The sequence below is a fragment of the Desulfofundulus salinus genome, assembly GCF_003627965.1.
Taxonomy (GTDB): domain Bacteria; phylum Bacillota; class Desulfotomaculia; order Desulfotomaculales; family Desulfovirgulaceae; genus Desulfofundulus; species Desulfofundulus salinus.
Genome location: NZ_RBWE01000001.1, coordinates 487,604 through 507,139, shown reverse-complemented (window position 1 = coordinate 507,139; position 19,536 = coordinate 487,604). Strand labels below are relative to the sequence as shown.

Here is a 19,536-nt window from a genome sequence, read left to right as displayed (position 1 = left end):
AAAAAATAAAAAGCCCCTTTATGTAGGGGTTGAATAAGCCCCGAACGCGGGTAAAGACCAGGAGGGGCTATGTTTTCAGCCTGTAAATTTTCATAGGCCTTCCCACTGAACCATACTTCTGATCAATGTCCAGAAGACCGCACCGTTCCAAATAATCAAGATAGCGCCGCACGGTAACCTTGGAAAGATTCACTCCTTCGGCCACCTCATCGGAAGATACACCGCTGTTTTTATTCCGCTCCAGGAACTTGACCACCTGTTCCAGCGTAACCCTGTTTAAACCCTTGGGGAGCTCCTCCTGTAGTTTTGGTACAATTTTGATTTCTTGCTGATTAACCTGGGAAGCAACAGTCTTAGCAAGGGGCAGCTGCCCGTTGTTCTGGGCAAAGCCGGCCACTTTACCCAGCTCGTTGGCCAGGGCCTGCATTCCCTCCACCATCTGGTTAAAGGCCCGGGCCAGTTCACCAATCTCGTTATTGCTGTGTACGGCCACAGGTTGCCCCGGGCTGCCCAGGGCCACCTGTCTTGTACCTGCAATGATCTCCTGCAGGGGATCGATAATGGTGCGCTGGGTAAAGACCCAGGTCCCCAGGCCTATTACCAGAGTCAATACCACTGCCACCAGACCCATAACTTTAAGTGAACCGTACAGTATGGTATCGTAAAAGGTCCGGGGTGCTCCTACGTAGAGCATACCAATTACCTCTCCGCTTTCGTCCGTGATCGGTTTGTATGCGGTCTGATACTTCCTGCCGACCACGTAGGCTTCACCGACATATTCCTGTTTGGCCCCGAGCACTTTTTGGACTACTTCTCTAGAAGCATGGGTACCAACGGCCCTGTTGCCCTGGTCATCCCGCACGGTGGTGGTCACGCGTACATCATTTAAAAAGATGGTACATGAGTCACCGGTCAACTTTTCCACGTAATCGACAATGGCGAAGTTATCGTTAATTTTAACTTCACCTTTATACAACACCCCGCCTTTAACTCTCCAGGGGCCGGGATACTGCAGATTGATCAGTGCTTCCACCGTGGCCAGGTCACTCATGGCCTTGGTTTCTGCGGCCATCAGGGCGGTAGCCCGGGTTTGAAAGAAAACCGCCAGCATGAAACCCGCGGTCATGATAATAATTGCCCCAACCACGAGTAAGGTAATTTGCTGTTTGAGGGAGTGCATGTGTGGTACCACCACCCCACCCGATGTTACGAAGAAGAAATTGAAGAAATAAAAAAGACGGCCCGCAACCACCTCCGTCTTAAATTCTACTTCATTTAAAGAAAATCCTCCAAATGCAATTAATTTTCATAATTGATACACTGAACAGAGGTTTATAACCCGTCTAACGGTATTCTGCCATTACTTCCTTGGCCTTCAAGTTTTTGCCGCCATCAACAAAAAGCCATCCTGGCTTAACTGAAACTAATACAGAAAAGCACCTTGTTCTATAAAAGAAACGAACTCTTTTACCACAGATGTGTGGGACCTGTTTTTTTTAAAAATTAAATAAAAGTTTCGAAGCAAAGAAAATTCCTTAATCCTCACAGGTACAAGTGTACATAGTTTTAATTCCTTTTGAACCGCCCACATGGAAATGATACTGGCTCCAAAACCAGCTTCTACAGCCTTTTTTACTGCTTCGGTACTCCCCAGTTCCATAACAACGTTTAATGCAGACAATTCTACCCCCGCTTCCCTCAACCGCTCTTCGGTAACTTTCCTTGTACCCGACCCCTGTTCCCGCAACACCAGGGGAAGCGCAACGAATTCATCCAGCGAGATAGACTTTTTTCCAGCTAAAGGGTGCCCGGCCGGAAGTACCACTATCAACTCGTCCTGCAAAAAAGGGCTGGCAGCCAGTTCCTGATCGTCTACATGACTCTCTACCAGTCCTAAATCCAGGATGTTTTTTGATACCCGTTTCGCAATTTGCTCTGTATTGGTTACCTGTAGAAACACTTTTACCTGTGGATACTGATTCTTAAAACGGCCAATTACCTGGGGAATTACATACTCACCCAGAGTAAAACTTGCTCCAATGGACAGTGTACCCCTCATACATCCTGTAAGGGCAGAGATATCTTTCTCTGCTTCATCTACCAGGGACAAGATCTTCTCTACATAATTATACAGGATATGGCCGGCCTCCGTTAGATTCACCTGGTGGGTGTTGCGCTCAAATAACCGTATGCCAAAGTGATCTTCCAGGGATTTAATTTGCATACTGATGGCCGGCTGGGAAATAAACAGAACCTGTGCAGCCTTTGAAAAGCTCTTTTTATCAGCTACTATCTTAAAAATATACAACTGGTGAAAGTTCATGGCGATCGCTACCTACCCTTAACAACCAGAACGGGGATTTCTGATGCTTCAACCACTGCTTCTGCAACGCTCCCCAATGCTATTCTTTTAATTCCCGTTAAGCCGGTATCCCCCACAACAATTAAGTCGGCCTCTTCTTTTTCAGCAGTATCTACAATCTGTTTAACAGGATTGCCCCTTAAAAGAAGCTGCTTAACATCTAAACAGTATGCCTTACCGTACCTCTGAACAAGCTCCAGGCCAGCCAGCCCATAACGGATCCTTTTACTCTTTTTTGCCAGGTATTCCCACTGATCTTCTGGAACAACGGCCTCTTCACCGTCGGAGTCTACAAACACTGCAGTTATTTTTGCACCGTGACACCTGGCTAAAACTACGGCATATTTAGTTGCTTCAACAGCCGGAGCCGAACCATCCACCGCTAGAATAATCCTGTTAATGGAAATACTTGCTACTTCCAGTTGATATCCTCTTAAAAGTTGCTCGGCCAGCCCGCTAACCATTTTAACACCTCCAAAGCCTAAAAATGAACAATGCGAACAGCAGCAAATCCAGCAATCGAAATGACCAGGGATCCGAGCAAACCGACGAAAAATGATTTTAAGCCCATACGTTTGAACATTACAATATCAACGTTAAGTCCCATACCCGCCATGGCCATAATCAAAAAAAGATTGCTAATTTGCAGGATTAAAGAAGCAAGCTCATCTGCTATTAAACCAGTGGTTCTAAGGCAACTCATCCCGAGAAAACCCAGAAGAAACCAGGGAAATGATAAGCTACGCCACCCGCTAATTTGTTCTTTCTCCCCATTTTTCAAATTAAACCAGAGGCTGATTCCCAGGATAACGGGAACCAGCAGGGCCACCCGGCCGAGTTTGGTTAAAAGGGCCATGTTAGCCGCAGAGCTTCCTGCCGACTGGGTTGCAGCTATCACGTGTGCTATTTCATGTAAGGTTGCTCCTGCAAAAACGCCGTAAGAACTTGCATCAAGACCCCAAAACGGCTGTAATAAGAGATATAAAACACTACCAATGGTCCCTAAAACGGCAACACTTGCCACTGATACGACTGTCTCATCCTGGCTGGCCTTAACCGTTGGCGCAACGGCAGCTACAGCAGCAGCTCCACAAACACCTGTTCCTACCGCTGTTAGTAAAGCCACTCGTTCCTCTACCGCAAATAATCGTCCCAGAAAACAAATAATAACAATGGCCGATAAAATAACCGCAGCATCGAGAAGAATAATTTTGGGACCTGTAGCAACTATGGCATCGAGGTTGAGTCGAACACCCATCAAAATGATACCATAACGCAAAAGTCTCTTACTGGCGAAATTTATTCCTACATTAGCTTGTTTATGTATCCCCATAACGCCCCGCCAGCAGATACCAATTAAAATTGCAATAACCATAGGTCCGGATACAGAAAAAAAAGGTAGTGTGGCAATATTATGAGCAAGAATCCCCACTACTATGGTTAAAATAAGCCCTTGAATTCCACCGTGAAAAAAAGCTTTGCGCTGAAGAATTTCAACCCTCACTTACGACCATCTCCCCTTGTCGTTTTTTTTAAAGTTTACCACTGGAAAGGGTAATAAGGGAAATACCGGTTAATAATAACCCTTATAAGGCAATATTTATAAGCAAACGGGGCAAGAATGGCCATTCAGGTCCACTGAGTTAAATATCTTCCGTTAAAATCTAAGAGCACACATTCTTACGATGTGTGCTCCATGAAAATCCTCCAGCTTCTGTATCTTAAAATGACAAACCTGGCGAAAGCTTATTTTCCACCTCTTAATGGTATTCCGCTGTGACTTCCTTCCCCTTTTTCCTGAGCAAACGGATTAATTGTTCGATGGTCCGGTGTTTGTAAGCGCAATCCCCGACCGGGTTGACGGCCAGCCCCACAATAAAATGAATAACATCGGCCCCGAGCAGGGTGGCCGCCAGCCGGCTGGCGCCGTCCCGGGCCTTCTGCAAATCTTCGAAGGGCACACCCTGGCGCAGGTGTTCCAGGGCGTAAAGCACGGTCAGGGTACCTTCGGTAACCAGGTCAATGCCGGTAATGATGCCTACCGGCGGCACCCGGTCGCTGCGGGTGGAAAGGTCCACCTCTATTTCCCTGCCCAGAACGCGCGCCACAATGCTGGCCGTGCTACCCCCGCAGACCACCTTCACCCCGGGCGAGCGCACCAGTTTTTCCACCACCAGGGCATCGGCGGACCTGTCCATGGGGGGCCCGATCATTACCGTCACCTTACGGGGGGCGAGGGCTTTCACTACCACCACGCTGGTATCGTCACCCGGCCGGGCGGCATAAAGCTGGTGGCACCGCTGGATTAGTTCCCTGGCCCAGGCTGCTGCATCCAGGCTTTTGGCGGCAAGCTCCAGGAGAAAGTTGCGCACCCCTTCCCAGCCCCAGCCCCGGTTAAGAACGCCGCCAATACCCGCGTGCACCACCCCGTCGCTGATCAGCACCAGCCAGTCCCCTTCCCGGAAATCGAAAAAAGCTTCCGCAATCTCTTTGTCATTGATCACCCGCCGGATACGGCTGATCTCCCTCAACCGGTCCCCGTGACCCAGGAAGGCCCTGGGGTTGTCGTATTCCACCAGGTAAGCCCGGCCGCCGGCCATAACCTGCAGGATGGAGAAGGTGCTGTAGGCCAGCTTGCGCACCCTGCAGGTGGGCAGGGTCTGCACCAGGGTTTCGATGACTTCCTCGATTTCCCCGCCCATGCGCAGCATGGTGGCGGCAGTTTTGGTGGTCAGAGAGGAGAGGATGTTGGCCTTCACCCCGCTGCCCAGACCGTCGGAGAGGACCACGATGGTGGAAGAGCGGCTTCGAACCACCTCGATGCTGTCGCCGCAGAGCTCTTCCCCGGCCTTATTTAGCTGAGCCCATCCAATGTCAAGGGAAATTTTCATGTAAACTCGCCGCTGGAGTACCCCCGATTTTATTCGAGGGAAAAGAGCGGCTCACCCCCCTTATCTCCAGCCACTACTCCTGCATCAGGCGAATTAACTGGCTGAGCAAAACCTTGGTCTCCGCCGTGGTTTCCCCCAGCAGGCCGGCAATTTCCTGGGCCACCTTCATCTGCTTGTTAATGACCTCCTGGGCCCGCTTGATGGTCTGGGTCTTCATTTGCCTTAACTCTTCCTGCTGGCGCTTCTCGTGGGTGATGTCCACCAGGATGCCTACCACAACCTCCCCTTTTTCCAGGGGAAAGATTACTTCCCGGATGATCCGGTCGTGTTCGTCATAGGTATGCAAAACGTTCAAGGGTTCCCCGGTGGCCAGCACCCGGCGGAAGTTGGTGGCATCGAGCAGTTGATCCAGCTTCCGCCCGGTAATTTCTTTCCCCTGCCAGCCAAACATCTCCCGGGCCGCCGGGTTTGCCTCCAGGATCTCCAGGTGCCGGTTCACAATAATACAGCCGTTGGGCATGGCATTGATCACCAGGTTGGACATGGATTCCGCCCGGCGGCGCATGTAGGGGATGCACATCTGCACCTCGGCCATCCCCCAGTACACCGCCGCAGCCTTTTCCCGGCAGGAGTTGTAGCCGCAGGCACCGCAGTTCAATTCGTCTTCGGGAGTGTACTTGCCCGTTTGGGCCAGTATTTGCTTGATGGCTTCCGCCGGCGGTTCGGGCCGGTAAATCTTGCGTTCCCGGTAGCGCCTCCGGAGCATGTTTAAGGGCAGGGGCTGGGTCTCTTCGTCCTCCTTGAGGGGAGCCGCGGAGGACCTGGCCCGGAAGTATTCAATAACCCTCTGGCGGCGCACGAAGATATCCCCGGCAGTCTCCATGAGGGGGCCGGCAATACACCCGCCGCTGCAGGCCAGCAATTCCATAAAGGCCGGAGGGTTTTCAATCTGCCCCCGCTGCAGCTGGGAAAGGAAATCAATGCAGTTGACCAGCCCCGAGATGGCCACCACCCGGGTATCCAGCATATCGGTGCTCATGGACAAGGTGTGCAGCTGGCCGCCTTCCACGGGAAATAGAACGGCCTTATGGGGATGGGGGGGATCAAATTCCGCCGGGGAAAATCGGTCGGGGGAAAGCCCTTCCTCCTTGAACCACTGCCAGAGTTCATCAAATCCCAGCACCTCATCAACAGCATCGGGAAATTGCCTGGCTTCTTCTTTTTTGGCGATACAGGGTCCGATGAAGACCACCCTGCTCTGCGGGTGGTTTTGTTTGATCCACCGCCCGTGGGCCACCATGGGGGACACCAGGGGATCAAGCCTGGAAATTAACTCCGGGTAGTATTTTTCCACCAGGTTCACCACCACCGGGCAGGCAGTGGAAACGTACGATGTGTCTCTGGGCAATTGCTTTTGCGCCCGGCAGACCAGTTCCGCCCCCCAGGAAGTTTCCTGCACCAGGGCAAATCCCAGGGCTTTGAGCATAGCGGGCAGGGCCAGGGCATACCCGGGGGGCAGCATGGCCGCAAAGGAAGGGGCCACGCTGGCCACCACCGGGCCGCCGCAGGCAAGCAACTCCTTCACCCGCTCCAGGCGCGAGGTAACCTTTTTTGCTCCCTGGGGGCAGGTTAAAACACACCGGCCGCAAAGGACGCAAAGGTCTTCCACAATGCGGGCACGCAATTTGTCGTTTTCCGCTTCGATACGAATGGCTTTCACCGGGCAGGAACGGATGCAGCGGTAACAGTCCCGGCAGCGGTCGGCCACGGTGGTGATGGGAAAGGATGCCTGTTCACCCACTAAAAGTGCCCCCTCGTACCGTGAAAACGTGTTTGAGTAAATGTTCAGTCAACCCGATTAAGGCACGGCGTTGTCCCGCTCACTCATATGCTCCGCGCCGACAGCACCACGGCTCGCTTCGGGCCGGCTCTGGCTCTCTGCGGATTGCCCGCTACCAGTCACTCTTCGTTGTTACCTGTTGAAATAAACATGTCATAAAAGTCTTCTTCCGGGCAGTCCATCTTGCGTCCTCGAGAGCCGAGCCGGCAGCCTCGCTTCACCGGGTGCTGTTACCGGCGCTCCGCAAAATCGTTCGCTTTAGACAACGCCGTGCCTTTGGAGTTAACAGAGCGGTTTTTACTGAACATTTACGTGTTTGAAGTCAATTCTACGACAAGGGACGGGGTTCCTGCCCCGTCCCTTGTCGCACCGCCCTTCCTTAAACCACCCAGGGCGGCTCGGCCTTGATGGCAATCTTAGTCCTGAAGACTTCTTCGGCGTTATCCAGGGTTACGTTGGTAATGATTTCGTCGTTGACCTTAATGCTCACTCCCCGGTCGCAGTGCTCCAGGCAGAAGGTTCCCTTCAGCTGCACGTAATCAGCGATGCCCATCTGCCGGGCCAGTTCCACGAATTTGTTCAGAATATCGTAGGAACCTTTCAGATAGCAGTTGGTACCGACGCAGACCGACACTTCCACCGGATGTTCTTCCCGGCGGCCGTTCACTTCCACAGGCTTACCGCTGATGCGCCGCCGCGGATAATAGCGGGTATGCAGGGCCTGATGGGTATTTGCGTTGGCCGGACCGCCAAACCACCGTTCCAGTGCTCTGGTGACAAAAATGTTGTCCTGGGGCCTGTGCAGCTGTTCCGCCCGGTCCAGGGCGTAAAGGCCCTTCATGCGCCCCAGCCGTGAAGCGGTGCTGTTGGGATAAGGCTGACCGCCACCGCCCAGGCATCCACCGGGACAGGCCATTACTTCCACGGCGTGGTAGAAGGCTTCTCCCGACTTGATGCGGTTGATGAGCTTCTCCGCATTAGCCAGGCCGTTTACCACCGCCAGCCTGAGGGTTTGCCCACCAATGGTAAATTCGGCTTCCTTAATTCCCAGCATGCCCCGGACCGGGTAAAAATCCACCCGGCTCACATCACCAGGAGACAGATGGGCCGAAATGAAGCGCACCACCGATTCCATCACTCCACCCGAGGCACCGTAGATCACTGCCGCGCCGGAACCCATCCCCAGGGGATTGTCAAACACTTCCGGCTCCAGTTCGTTAAAGACAATTCCCGCTTCTTTAATCATCTGAGCCAGTTCCACGGTAGTGAGGACGAAATCAACATCGGGCACGCCCCCGGTGGTAAATTCGGGCCGTCTGGCTTCAAATTTCTTACCCGTACAGGGCATTACCGACACGCAGACAACTTCCGCCGGATTCTTACCAATCTCCCGGGCGTAATATTTCTTCACCAGCGAACCGAACATTTGCTGGGGAGACCGGCAGGTAGACAAATTATCCAGGAGGTCGGCGTGGAACTGTTCGGTATATTTCACCCAGGCCGGGCAGCAGGAGGTGAACAGGGGCAACTTGCCGCCGTTTTGCAGCCGGCCCAGCAGCTCCATGCCTTCCTCGATGGTGGTCATATCGGCAGTAAACAGAGTGTCAAAAACCCGGTCGAAGCCCAGTTTTCTCAACGCCGCCACAATTTGGCCGGTAGCCTTTTCGCCCGGCAAAAGGCCAAACTCCTCACCGATGGCCACCCGGACCGCCGGAGCCACCTGCACCACCACCACTTTGCCGGGATCCTGGATTGCTTCCCAAACCTTGTCCACTTCCGATTTCACTGTCAGGGCACCGGTAGGACAGACGGCCACGCACTGACCGCAGTTGACGCAAGCCACCTCCGCCAGGGGCAGGCCAAAAGCAGTGGTCACCTGGGTTTTAGCGCCCCGGAAGGCAAAGTCCCAGATCCCCAGGCCCTGCACCTCCTTGCACATGCGCACGCAGTCGCCGCAGAGAATGCACTTGTTGGGGTTCTTCACCAGGGCCGGGGAAGTACGATCCACCGGCAGCTTTTTATCCCGCTGACCGAAGCGGACCTCCGTAACCCCCATCTGCCGGGCCAGTTGCTGCAGTTTGCAGCTGCCGCTGCGCTCGCAGCTGGTGCATTCCCGGTCGTGGTTGGCCAGAAGCAGTTCTATAATCATGCGGCGCAACCGGCGGGTGCGGGGGGTGCTGGTGTGAATAACCATGCCGTCGGCTGGAGGAGTTGAACAGGAGGCCACCAGCCCCCGCCCCTCCACTTCCACCATGCACATGCGGCAGGCGCCGTAAACGCTCAATTCCGAGTGGTAGCAAAAGGTAGGCAGTTTGATACCGGCCCGGCGCACTACTTCCAGGATGTTCCTGGCATCATTTATTTCCACCACATGACCATCTACGGTAACTTTCCCTGTAGACATACCCGTTGGCACTTCCTTTCACCATGATATTAGGCGGTGTAAACGGCGCCGAACTTGCATTTCTCCAAGCAGGTGCCGCACTTAATGCATTTAACCAGATCAATGGTGTGGGGCTGTTTTTTCTCACCGCTGATGGCTTCCACCGGACAGTTCTTAGCACACAAACCGCAGCCCCTACATTTTTCCTGGTCAATAAAGTAACTGAGCAGCGCCTTGCAGACTCCCGCCGGACATTTTTTCTCCCGCACATGGGCTTCGTATTCATCACGGAAATAGCGCAGCGTGGTCAGCACGGGATTGGGAGCGGTTTTGCCCAGGCCGCACAGGGCACCGTCTTTGACCACCAGCGCCAGCTCCTCCAGCAGGAACAGGTCTTCCTCCGTGGCCTTACCCTGGGTTATTTTGGTCAAGAGCTCCAGCATCCGCCTGGTCCCTTCCCGGCAGGGCACACATTTGCCGCAGGACTCATTTTGAACGAAGGTCATGAAGAACCTGGCCACTTCGACCATACAGCTGTCCTGCCCGATGACCACCATGCCGCCCGAACCGATCATCGCCCCTACCTTTTGCAGGGAGTCAAAATCCAGGGGCAGGTCCAGGTGCTCTTCGGTCAGGCAACCTCCGGAAGGCCCTCCGATTTGCACCGCCTTGAACTTCTTGCCTTCCCGCAGCCCACCGCCGATGTTAAAAACCACTTCCCGCAGGGTAATGCCCATGGGCACTTCCACCAGACCGGTATGGGCCACCTGACCGGCCAGGGCAAAGGTTTTGGTACCGGGGCTGGTGGGAGTGCCGTACTGCTTGAACCAACCTGCTCCCCGGGTGATAATGGGAGCCACGTTGACCAGGGTTTCTACATTATTGATGATGGTGGGACAACCCCACAAGCCGCTCTGGGCCGGGAAAGGAGGACGGGGACGGGGCATACCGCGCTGACCTTCAATGGAGGCAATCAAAGCCGTTTCCTCGCCGCAGACAAAGGCGCCGGCACCCTCTTTAATGTGGATGCGAAAAGCGAATCCGCTGCCCAGGATGTTATCGCCCAAAAAGCCAAGAGCTTCGGCATCAGCCACGGCCTTTTTCAACCGTTTTACCGCCAGTGGGTATTCGGCCCGGACGTAAATGTACCCTTCGTCCGCACCGATAGCGTAACCGGCAATCATCATCCCTTCCAGCACCCGGTGGGGAGCACCTTCCATCACGCTGCGATCCATAAAGGCTCCCGGGTCCCCTTCATCGCCGTTACAAATGACATATTTTTTGTCCCCCGTGGCAGACCGGGCAAAAGCCCACTTCCGGCCGGTGGGGAAACCGGCCCCGCCCCGGCCGCGTAGCCCTGAATCCAGGACTTCCTTAATTACGTCATCCGGAGTCATTTCAAAAAGGACTTTTTCCAGGGCCTGATAACCGCCATGGGCCAGATAATCATTGATATCCTCCGGGTTAACCAGGCCACACAATTCCAGAGCCACCCGCACCTGATTCTGGTAAAAGGGAATGTCCTCTTCCCGGGCCACCACCTGGCCGGTAACTGGATGATAATAGAGCAACCTTTTCACCAGCCGGTTGTGCAAAATGTGCTCTTCGATGATCTCCGGGACGTCCTCTTTCTTTACCTTTAAATAGAGCACTCCTTGCGGCTCAAAACGCACCAGTGGGCCCATCTGGCAAAACCCGTGACAGCCGCTGATATTTAAAGCGGTTGCCGGGTGTTCCACCTCTTGCACCAGCTCTACTTTATAAGGTAAACCTCTTTTGACCAGTTCCTCCCGGAAGGCTTCGTATACGCTCAGGGAGCCGTTTGCCACACAACCGGTACCGGCACAGATTAAAATACGCAACTTCTCTTTTTTCAGGGCCTCCCTGGCCCGCTCTGTGAGCGCCTTCAAATCCTGCCTTGATTTAAGCATGGGCTTCCCTCCGTTCTTCCTGGCTTTCCCCCGCTTTTATAGCCCGTAACACCCTTAAAACATCTTCAGGTGTCATCTGTCCATGCACTTCCTGGTCGTTAATGGTTACCACCGGGGCCAGTCCGCAGGCCCCCAGGCAGGAGACCGTTTCCACGGTGAACTGCAGGTCATCGGTTGTTTGCTGGCCTTCCGCAAGCCCCAGTTCCTTACGCAGGGCAAAATGGATCGGTTCCGAACCCCGCACGTGACAGGCCGTGCCGTCACAAACCCGGATCACATATTTACCCTTGGGCACCAGGGAAAACTGGGCGTAAAAGGTGGCCACACCGTAGACCACTGCCGGCGGAATATTTAAAGCCGTGGCAATATAGGTCAATACCTCTTCGGGTAAGTAGCGGTATTCATGCTGCACTTCCTGCAGGATGGCAATTAAATGCGACACCTTGCCTTCATGACGGGCAACAATCTCCTGCAACTTTTCAAACTTTCTGCCCGTTCCCTCCATATACAAACCCCCTCCAATTCTTCAAAAGTTTTAGACTTTACCGATTCAAATTTTAATGATTTTTCCGCATACGACAATGAAAGCTAAATAAACATCATAAAGTACATAAATCTCTTAAAAAAAGAAAAAAACCACAAGGGGTTTTTAAGGTCAGCAAAGATTTCCTGTGGGCGGCTGCTGTCCCTCCGTGGCTCCGGCGGGACAACAGCGCCCCGGGTTTTTTCTTTTCGATGTTTTTCGACAGTTTACTGTCAGGAACTAAACAAATTAGCAAGGGTGTATATTTTTAAAGGTCTCCCCACCGTGCCATATCTCAACTCCACCTTAACATAACCAATCTGCTCCAGGTAATCCATGTACCGCCTTACGGTAACCCGGGAAATACCCACCCCTGTGGCTATTTCCTCTGAAGAAACCCCCGTTTCGTTATGTTCCTCCAGATATGATAAAACCTGCTTTAAAGTCACCTTATTGAGCCCTTTGGGGAAGTCCGGCCAGAATTCCTGCTCGCAGTCTTCTTCACCCAACGGCTCTGCCGTCCTGCCCTCGGAGGACCTTAACTGCTCCTTTGGCGGTGAAACCGGAGGACCGGCAGTGGTTGTACCCGCGGCCGTTTCCTGCCCGGCGATAAGCTGCAGTATCAGTGGTTGGATAACCTCTAAAGCCTCCTTTACCGTCCGGACCAGCTCCGTCATTTGTTCGGTACAGGGCGGTGCAACCCTTTCGGTGAAGCGTTCTCCCACATCATTATGCACGGTGTCATCCTGGGGTTGTCTTTGCCGCAAATAAAACCGCAGGCCGGCGGCGCCAAGCACCACCGACAATCCCCAAAAGGCCAGGTTAAGCCACAAAGCATAATGTATGGCCCCGCTAACATGCCGGGTGTTGCCGGACGCCAGCATTTCGATAATCACCAGGTTATACAGCGTAGCCAGGCCGGCTCCAGCAGCAACCAGCAGGGCAAAGATGAAGATCATATCGTACCTTGAAAAGCGCATGGTTCTGTCCACTCCCCTGGCTGCAAAGAAAAAGGGCGTTTATTTGCCCCCACTACCCTATACCAGTAAAGGCACAGATAATTTGCAAAAGCAAACCCGGCTGTTGGCGCAAGCCGGGCTATTTTTTTTACAAAGCGTATACCTCTTCCCCGCTCAGGATACGGATACCCTTTGCCTGCAGGGCGGCAATGGCGTCGTCCAGCTGTTCCACCCGGAACACCACCAGGGCGGCCTTGGAAGCCTTCTGCAAGAAGGCGTACAGGTACTCGATGTTCAGGTTTGCTTCCTGCAACACCGCCAGCACCATGGCCAGGCCGCCGGGCTCATCAACCACTTCCACGGCAATGACATCGGTGGCGCTGACGGTAAAACCGGCCTCCTTGAGAACCCGGTAAGCCCGGTCCGGGTCGTTGACAATGAGGCGCAAAATGCCAAAGTCGGTGGTATCGGCTATGGCCAGGGCGCGGATGTTGATGCCGTTGTCTCCCAGTACCCTGGTCACCTGGGCCAAACGCCCCGATTTGTTTTCCAGGAAGATGGAGATTTGTTTGACTTTCATGGGAGAACCCCCCTTTCCCTTCTTTGAATTATACCGCTTATATCTGCCGCCGGTCGACTACCCGTTTCGCCTTGCCTTCACTTCTCGGGATGGTGTTTGGCTCCACCAGCTTCACCCTGGCGGAAATACCCAGAATGCTTTCGATCCGCTCCCGCAGGCGTTGTTCCAGGTCTTCCAGCTTGCGCACCGTATCGCTGAACATGTGCTCCGCCACTTCCACCCATATTTCCAGGTAGTCCAGGTTGGCCTTGCGGTCCACCACCAGCAGGTAGTGGGGCTCAGTTTCGCCGAATTCCAGGAGCACGCTTTCCACCTGGGAGGGGAACACGTTAACCCCGCGGATGATTAGCATGTCGTCGCTGCGGCCGGTAATCCGTTTTATGCGCACATGGGTACGGCCGCAGGAGCACGGCTCCGGGTCAATGCGGGTGATATCCCGGGTGCGATAGCGGATGAGGGGGAAAGCCTCTTTCGTGATGGTCGTGATCACCAGTTCCCCCTCTTCCCCGGGAGGTAGTACCTCCCCCGTGTCGGGGTTAATGATTTCGGGGATAAAGTGATCCTCGAAGATATGCATCCCCTGCTTGGCGGGACACTCCATGGCCACACCAGGCCCCATGATTTCGGACAGGCCATAAATATCCAGCGCCATGAGGTCCAGTTTCTCCTCCAGCTGCCGGCGCATGCGCTCCGACCAGGGCTCGGCACCAAAGATGCCGGCCTTCAAAGGCAGCTTCTTAAAATCCAGCCCCATTTTTTGCCCTTCTTCGGCCATGTACAGGGCATAGGACGGCGTGCAGGTGAGGATGGTGGTACCGAAGTCCTGCATGAGCATGAGCTGTCGCTGGGTGTTGCCCCCGGAAACGGGGACCACCGTTGCCCCCAGGCGTTCCGCACCAAAGTGCAGGCCCAATCCTCCGGTAAATAAACCGTAACCATAAGCGTTCTGCACCACATCGAACTTGGTGGCACCGGCACAGACCAGTGAACGGGCGATCAATTCCGCCCAGGTGTTGATATCGTTTCTGGTATATCCCACCACGGTGGGCTTGCCCGTGGTGCCTGAAGAAGCGTGCACGCGGACCACATCGCTCATGGGTACGGCAAACAAGCCAAAGGGATAGTTATCGCGCAAATCCTGTTTGGTGGTGAAGGGCAGTCGCCGCAGGTCCTCTAAAGAACGGATGGACGAGGGTTTGATACCCATTTCGGTAAACCTTTGGCGGTAAAAGGGTACGTTGCGGTAAACACGCTCAATGGTTAGCTGCAGGCGCTCCAGTTGCAGCGCCCGAAGCTGTTCCCGGGACATGGTCTCATGCTCGCGATCCCAGTACACAAGCTCACTGCTCCTTTACTATAAACTCATTATTTAAAGAATACTTCAACAACCACTTCCGGGCATCCTGCCGGAGGAAAAATTTTTCGTTACCTCGCCATTAGCTGGTGTAAATATCTGGCAAGTTAATAGACAAAAAGAAATCTGTTTCGGAAATATTGGACATCAATCGACCCACAATTTCACCCACAGGCCGATCCTTTGACTGGTCAGTTATTAACAAGCTTATTCACATTATCCACAACCCGTAATCCACAGAACCGCCATTCACCCGACCGGAAACCGGTTTTTACAGGGAACTATTTCAACCCTGTAAGCCTTGATTTTCAAGGCTTCGCGTTTTTCAACGCCTTTTTGCCCGCCGGATTTGCTGTTCCCCAAAGGCCACACTTTTTGTGGATAACTCGGGATAATCCACAGGCAAAAAGCGATAAAATTCCTTCGACAAAGTTTGCTTAAGACGAGAGCAGGGGTAGGCCGGGCACGGCATTGAGGGTTAGGGGGGCTAGATCGCCCCGCAGATACTTGTAATAGGCCGCACACCCGATCATGGCCGCATTATCGGTGCAGAACACCGGCGGGGGATAAAACACTTCCCGTCCTTCCTGACACGCCCGGGACGCCAGGGCCGCCCGCAACCGGCCGTTGGCCGCCACTCCCCCGGCCAGGATTATGGTCGGGCAGTTGTAATTGCAGGCAGCTTCCACGGTTTTATCCACCAGCACGTCCACCACGGCTTTCTGAAAGCTGGCCGCCACATCGGCCAGGTTTACTTCTTCTCCCCTTTGCCGGCAGCGGTGCAGGTACTGGAGCACCGCCGTCTTCAGACCGCTGAAGGAAAAATCAAGGCCGTCCACGCAGGCCCGGGGAAAATCAATAGCCTCTTCGTTACCCTCCCTGGCCAGGCGCTCAATTGCCGGCCCCCCGGGGTAACCCAGTTCCAGCACCCGGGCCACCTTGTCGAAGGCTTCACCGGCGGCATCATCCCGGGTACTGCCCAATAACCGGTAATCACCGTGATGCAGAACCAGCACCAGATCCGTATGGCCGCCGCTCACCACCAGGCAGATGAGGGGAAAGGGCAAATCGGGCCGGACCAGGAAATTGGCATAGATGTGGCCTTCCAGATGATTAACGGCAATGAGGGGAATATTCAGGGCAAAGGCCACAGTCTTGGCGGCGGACACCCCCACCAGCAGGGCACCCACCAGCCCGGGACCATTGGTAACCGCCACCGCATCCAAATCGCCAAACCCCAGCCGGGCCTGGTCCAGCGCTTCTTTAATAACATGATTGATTAATTCCAGGTGCTTGCGGGAGGCTACTTCAGGCACGACCCCGCCAAATTTCCTGTGTACATCCACCTGCGAGGAAATAATATTTGAAAGCACTTCCACACCATCTGCCACCACGGCGGCGGAAGTTTCATCACAGGAAGTTTCGATTGCCAGAATCTTAACGCCCATCTCACTACCTCTCTCAAAAGCAAAGTAACAATACTATAATAATACCACAAAAAACACCCCGGCATAACTGCCGGGGTACGCAACCACCGGGGGAACAACAGATGGAGCGCGTTGTGCGGCTGCTCACCTACAATATACACCACGGTAAGGGAGTTGATGGCAAAGTACGTTTACGGCGCGTGGCGGCAGTCCTGCAGCGGCATAACCCCGATGCGGTCGCCCTGCAGGAAGTGGACTGCCACCTTCCCCGCAGCTACCTGCGCCACCAGGCCCGGGCGCTAGCCCGGCACCTGAACATGTACTTTGTTTTTACCCCCACCTTAAGCTGGCTGGGCATCTGCCAGTACGGCCTGGCCATTTTAAGCCGTTACCCCATATCAGAACATCAATACTACCCTTTGCCCAGCGCTCACGAGCCCCGGGGGCTGCAGTCCGCCAGTTTAGACCACGAGGCAGGAACGTTTTTCCTGCTCAACACCCACCTGGGCTTAAACTACCAGGAAAGGGAAAAACAAGCGGAAGCAACAAGGGAGATCATACGCTCTTTGAGCGGGCCGGTGGTCTTAGCCGGTGATATGAATACAGAACGGCTCGCCTTCCCCGAACTGCCCGTAACCCCGCCGGACCATCTGCCAACATTTCCCTCTTACCGCCCCCGGTTCGGGCTGGACCGCATATTTGCCTCTTGCCACTGGCGCATCATCAAGGCTTTTACTCCTTCCACAGGAGCTTCCGACCATTTGCCCCTGCTGGTGGAACTGGTACCGGCGAACTGAAATATTCAGAAAACCGTTATGAGGAGGATGCGGCGCTGTCCGGAGCGAACGACGCAGCACACGCCGGTAACAGCACCCGGTGAACCCAGCACTCACTGGAATACTAGCTCTTCCCAAAACCTGATGTGTATTAAACCTGAAACACCGGGAGCAGAGTCATATTCAGGTGAGTGCTGGGCCGCATCCAACCGGGTTCACTGAATATTTCTACTGGCCGGTGAGGGGTTCCCCCAGTTCCGCCATCAGGTCCCGGAATACCTGGCCCGCACTGTGATGAATCACCAGCTCGGCCTGTTCGTCCCAGGGGGTCGGCTCCCGGTTGATGATCACCACCTTTCGGGCAAACTGCGGCAATCCGGCAGCCGGGTAAACCTGCAGGCTGCTCCCCACCACCAGCATTAACTGGCAGCCGGACAAGGCCCTGGTGGCTTTGAAAAAGTCCTCGCTCATCCGGTCTTCAAACAGGACCACATCCGGCCGCAAAGTTCCCTTGCATATGCCGCAAAGGGGCGGGTTCTGCCCCTTTTCAAACCGTTCTACCAGGTAAGAAAAGGGGTAACTTTGCTCACAGCTCATACAATGGCAGGTGCGCAGGTGGCCGTGAATTTCCCACACCCGCTTTGAACCCGCCCGCTGGTGCAGGCCATCGATATTCTGGGTAATTACCCCCACCAGGTAACCCAGCTCCTCCAGGCGGGCTATTGCCCGGTGGGCATCGTTGGGCTCGACGCCGCTAAAGGCCGCCCAGCGGGAGAGATTTATTTTGTAAAAAGTCGCCGGATCCCGCTTTAAGGCGCTCAAACTGGCCGTTTTAATCGGGTCATACTTGGTCCACAACCCCGTTCCCGGGCTGCGGAAATCGGGAATACCGCTCTCGGTACTTACCCCAGCCCCCGTCAGGGCAAAATTGCGGTCGTAGCGGCGCAGAAGTTCGGCCAGGGTACGGATTTTCTCCTGGTAGGATGTAGAAATGATAGTTCACCTCCCGTAGATATATTTCATACTATTTAGATAAATTTCAGCGGCGACCGCCCCCCCCGACATTCCCGTACCGGCCGCCAATTACCAGCGCGCATTTTCAAAAGTATCAACCCGGCGTTCCCTCGTCCCTTCTATTTATTGAACGATCTCAATACATTTATATACCTCACTTGCCGGCCTTATCATCTCCCCCGGCCAGTTTTTCCGAAGCAACCAGGTTACCACAGTAGCTGCAGAATTTGCCCCCCGTCGGCAGTTCTATTTTACACTGAGGACAAACCAGGGGTTTTGGCTGTAACCTGTCGATCTGCTCCTGGATGGATAACATATCGGTTTCTATCCCCCGGGTGCTCTGACACAGGCGCTCAATTTCCCCGTCCAATCCTTCTTCACCTTTATAACGGCGATAAACCAGTTCTCCCAAACTCAAAAAATTGTTTTCCAACTCTTTTTCTAGACGCGAGAGCTCAAATTTTAGCCGGGTGGCCTCCAGAAATTCGCCTGACCGCCTGGTCACCTCTTTGGCCTTATCGCTCAGCCCCTTAGCCGTTTCACCTATTTTCTGAAAGATTTCCACGGAAAGAGCCCCCTTTTAAAGGTTTGAAAAAAACTTATTCTACAGTTACCAGGAAAAGTCCTCCCTCGCCGGCAAGGAAATACCCCGTAATTATTTCATGGGGATAAAAATGATTCATCTGAATGCGATAAATGGCACGCAGTAATTCTTCCAGACGCCGGTTATGTCCCTCCGTAGGCACTTCCCCATCTCGTCTCACCTCGTCCTCGCTCGTGGCGGGGTAAAACGTACCTGATTACACCGTTAGCATATATAGCCTGCGCGGGACAGACTTACTTTCAAAAAGCAGGTAATAATTAAACCCGCAAGCTCATGCGGGTTAAAGATTGTCCTTCGAATTAAGAGTTTTCCACTGTACCATCCAGTTGGACATAGAGCGCCCGATCATTCTCATCAAACCTGGCTTCATACTTTCCGCGGGGGCTGATGTTAAAATGTTTAAAAAAGCCCTTACCAAAAACCTTTGTTTTTTTGATCTGCATGCCCCCTTCTTCCATCGCCCGGATCCGGATAATATGTGCATCCCGATCATAGGCTAATTCCACATGCTGCGCACCCAGTTTTTCCCTGGCCACATTATTTAACACAATTGAACTTTTGGAGAAAGAAACCATGGGTGCTTTTTCTGCCCTTTCACCACGAGGTTTGTAAACTTCAAAAGCCATACATCACATCTCCTTTTTATTTTTGATGGTATTATAATCTATAATGCCCAGTTTCGTCAAATCCTAACTTTAATTTTTAATTGCATTACAAAGTTGCCGGTTATTAACGTAATTATCGTAAACGCTCGATCATTCCTGATTACGTAAGTGTAATTCGAATCACTATACCCCGTCGTGGTTGCGCCGCTGGTGCAGAACCCGGGAATAAATACAAGAGTCCATGGCAAACTAAATATGTGAATATTTTTAATATATCTATTTCAGGT

General features: G+C 53.5%; 18 protein-coding genes. 1 reads left to right on the top strand and 17 read right to left on the bottom strand.

What is annotated here, in order from left to right; translation table 11 throughout:
• Positions 1–67: 67 nt before the first annotated feature.
• From D7024_RS02650 to tsaD, 13 genes are all read right to left on the bottom strand, one after another.
• A complete protein-coding gene (locus D7024_RS02650) occupies positions 68–1,180 on the bottom strand; it encodes a cache domain-containing protein (RefSeq protein WP_121450407.1) in 1,113 nt (370 codons plus the stop codon).
• A 243-nt stretch (positions 1,181–1,423) separates the two neighbouring features.
• A complete protein-coding gene (locus tag D7024_RS02645; RefSeq protein ID WP_121450406.1) occupies positions 1,424–2,323 on the bottom strand; it encodes a selenium metabolism-associated LysR family transcriptional regulator in 900 nt (299 codons plus the stop codon).
• Positions 2,324–2,331: 8 nt separating this feature from the next.
• Positions 2,332–2,826 (bottom strand): universal stress protein, encoded by a 495-nt coding sequence (locus tag D7024_RS02640; RefSeq protein ID WP_121450405.1) that lies wholly within the window; start codon positions 2,824–2,826, stop codon positions 2,332–2,334.
• Between the two features lie 17 nt (positions 2,827–2,843).
• Positions 2,844–3,866, bottom strand: a complete 1,023-nt coding sequence (locus tag D7024_RS02635; RefSeq protein WP_121450404.1) for a YeiH family protein — start codon at positions 3,864–3,866, stop codon at positions 2,844–2,846.
• 256 nt (positions 3,867–4,122) lie between these two features.
• The gene (locus D7024_RS02630; protein ID WP_121450403.1) at positions 4,123–5,253 is read right to left on the bottom strand and encodes a SpoIIE family protein phosphatase; all 1,131 of its coding nucleotides are present in this window, start codon (positions 5,251–5,253) and stop codon (positions 4,123–4,125) included.
• Between the two features lie 73 nt (positions 5,254–5,326).
• Positions 5,327–7,054, bottom strand: coding sequence for a [Fe-Fe] hydrogenase large subunit C-terminal domain-containing protein (locus D7024_RS02625; protein ID WP_121450402.1), 1,728 nt, complete (start codon positions 7,052–7,054; stop codon positions 5,327–5,329).
• Positions 7,055–7,472: 418 nt separating this feature from the next.
• Positions 7,473–9,497: a [FeFe] hydrogenase, group A gene (locus D7024_RS02620; protein WP_121450401.1), complete on the bottom strand. Its 2,025-nt coding sequence runs from the start codon at positions 9,495–9,497 to the stop codon at positions 7,473–7,475.
• A gap of 29 nt (positions 9,498–9,526) precedes the next feature.
• Complete coding sequence (gene nuoF / locus D7024_RS02615; protein ID WP_121450400.1) at positions 9,527–11,407, bottom strand: NADH-quinone oxidoreductase subunit NuoF; 1,881 nt, start codon at positions 11,405–11,407, stop codon at positions 9,527–9,529.
• Positions 11,400–11,912, bottom strand: coding sequence for an NADH-quinone oxidoreductase subunit NuoE (gene nuoE / locus D7024_RS02610; protein WP_121450399.1), 513 nt, complete (start codon positions 11,910–11,912; stop codon positions 11,400–11,402). Before nuoE ends, nuoF begins: the two co-directional genes overlap by 8 nt.
• Before the next feature lie 251 nt (positions 11,913–12,163).
• Positions 12,164–12,910: an HTH domain-containing protein gene (locus D7024_RS02605; RefSeq protein WP_121450398.1), complete on the bottom strand. Its 747-nt coding sequence runs from the start codon at positions 12,908–12,910 to the stop codon at positions 12,164–12,166.
• A gap of 127 nt (positions 12,911–13,037) precedes the next feature.
• Positions 13,038–13,469, bottom strand: coding sequence for an ACT domain-containing protein (locus D7024_RS02600; protein ID WP_121450397.1), 432 nt, complete (start codon positions 13,467–13,469; stop codon positions 13,038–13,040).
• A 37-nt stretch (positions 13,470–13,506) separates the two neighbouring features.
• Positions 13,507–14,805 (bottom strand): phenylacetate--CoA ligase family protein, encoded by a 1,299-nt coding sequence (locus tag D7024_RS02595; RefSeq protein ID WP_121450396.1) that lies wholly within the window; start codon positions 14,803–14,805, stop codon positions 13,507–13,509.
• Between the two features lie 455 nt (positions 14,806–15,260).
• Positions 15,261–16,271: a tRNA (adenosine(37)-N6)-threonylcarbamoyltransferase complex transferase subunit TsaD gene (gene tsaD, locus D7024_RS02590; protein ID WP_121450395.1), complete on the bottom strand. Its 1,011-nt coding sequence runs from the start codon at positions 16,269–16,271 to the stop codon at positions 15,261–15,263.
• Between the two features lie 101 nt (positions 16,272–16,372).
• Here tsaD and D7024_RS02585 point away from each other — a divergent pair, with 101 nt between their 5' ends.
• A complete protein-coding gene (locus tag D7024_RS02585) occupies positions 16,373–17,047 on the top strand; it encodes an endonuclease/exonuclease/phosphatase family protein (RefSeq protein ID WP_121450394.1) in 675 nt (224 codons plus the stop codon).
• Positions 17,048–17,254: 207 nt separating this feature from the next.
• Here the strand turns inward: D7024_RS02585 and D7024_RS02580 are convergent, their stop codons facing one another.
• From D7024_RS02580 to D7024_RS02570, 4 genes are all read right to left on the bottom strand, one after another.
• Complete coding sequence (locus D7024_RS02580) at positions 17,255–18,019, bottom strand: SIR2 family NAD-dependent protein deacylase (protein WP_121450393.1); 765 nt, start codon at positions 18,017–18,019, stop codon at positions 17,255–17,257.
• Positions 18,020–18,194: 175 nt separating this feature from the next.
• Positions 18,195–18,605 (bottom strand): zinc ribbon domain-containing protein, encoded by a 411-nt coding sequence (locus D7024_RS02575; RefSeq protein ID WP_121450392.1) that lies wholly within the window; start codon positions 18,603–18,605, stop codon positions 18,195–18,197.
• A gap of 34 nt (positions 18,606–18,639) precedes the next feature.
• Positions 18,640–18,804 carry a hypothetical protein gene (locus D7024_RS14690; protein WP_165859245.1) on the bottom strand — a complete coding sequence of 55 codons (165 nt, stop codon included), beginning with the start codon at positions 18,802–18,804 and terminating at the stop codon, positions 18,640–18,642.
• Positions 18,805–18,943: 139 nt separating this feature from the next.
• On the bottom strand, positions 18,944–19,270 hold the full coding sequence (locus tag D7024_RS02570; RefSeq protein WP_121450391.1) for a hypothetical protein: 327 nt from the start codon (positions 19,268–19,270) through the stop codon (positions 18,944–18,946).
• Between the last annotated feature and the right edge of the window lie 266 nt (positions 19,271–19,536).

Excerpts from the sequence above, each read along its gene's own strand:
- D7024_RS02650 (WP_121450407.1), bottom strand. The coding sequence starts at position 1,180 with ATGCACTCCCTCAAACAGCAAATTACCTTACTCGTGGTTGGGGCAATT.
- D7024_RS02645 (WP_121450406.1), bottom strand. The coding sequence starts at position 2,323 with ATGAACTTTCACCAGTTGTATATTTTTAAGATAGTAGCTGATAAAAAG.
- D7024_RS02640 (WP_121450405.1), bottom strand. The coding sequence starts at position 2,826 with ATGGTTAGCGGGCTGGCCGAGCAACTTTTAAGAGGATATCAACTGGAA.
- D7024_RS02630 (WP_121450403.1), bottom strand. The coding sequence starts at position 5,253 with ATGAAAATTTCCCTTGACATTGGATGGGCTCAGCTAAATAAGGCCGGG.
- D7024_RS02620 (WP_121450401.1), bottom strand. The coding sequence starts at position 9,497 with ATGTCTACAGGGAAAGTTACCGTAGATGGTCATGTGGTGGAAATAAAT.
- nuoF (WP_121450400.1), bottom strand. The coding sequence starts at position 11,407 with ATGCTTAAATCAAGGCAGGATTTGAAGGCGCTCACAGAGCGGGCCAGG.
- nuoE (WP_121450399.1), bottom strand. The coding sequence starts at position 11,912 with ATGGAGGGAACGGGCAGAAAGTTTGAAAAGTTGCAGGAGATTGTTGCC.
- D7024_RS02605 (WP_121450398.1), bottom strand. The coding sequence starts at position 12,910 with ATGCGCTTTTCAAGGTACGATATGATCTTCATCTTTGCCCTGCTGGTT.
- D7024_RS02600 (WP_121450397.1), bottom strand. The coding sequence starts at position 13,469 with ATGAAAGTCAAACAAATCTCCATCTTCCTGGAAAACAAATCGGGGCGT.
- tsaD (WP_121450395.1), bottom strand. The coding sequence starts at position 16,271 with ATGGGCGTTAAGATTCTGGCAATCGAAACTTCCTGTGATGAAACTTCC.
- D7024_RS02585 (WP_121450394.1), top strand. The coding sequence starts at position 16,373 with ATGGAGCGCGTTGTGCGGCTGCTCACCTACAATATACACCACGGTAAG.
- D7024_RS02570 (WP_121450391.1), bottom strand. The coding sequence starts at position 19,270 with ATGGCTTTTGAAGTTTACAAACCTCGTGGTGAAAGGGCAGAAAAAGCA.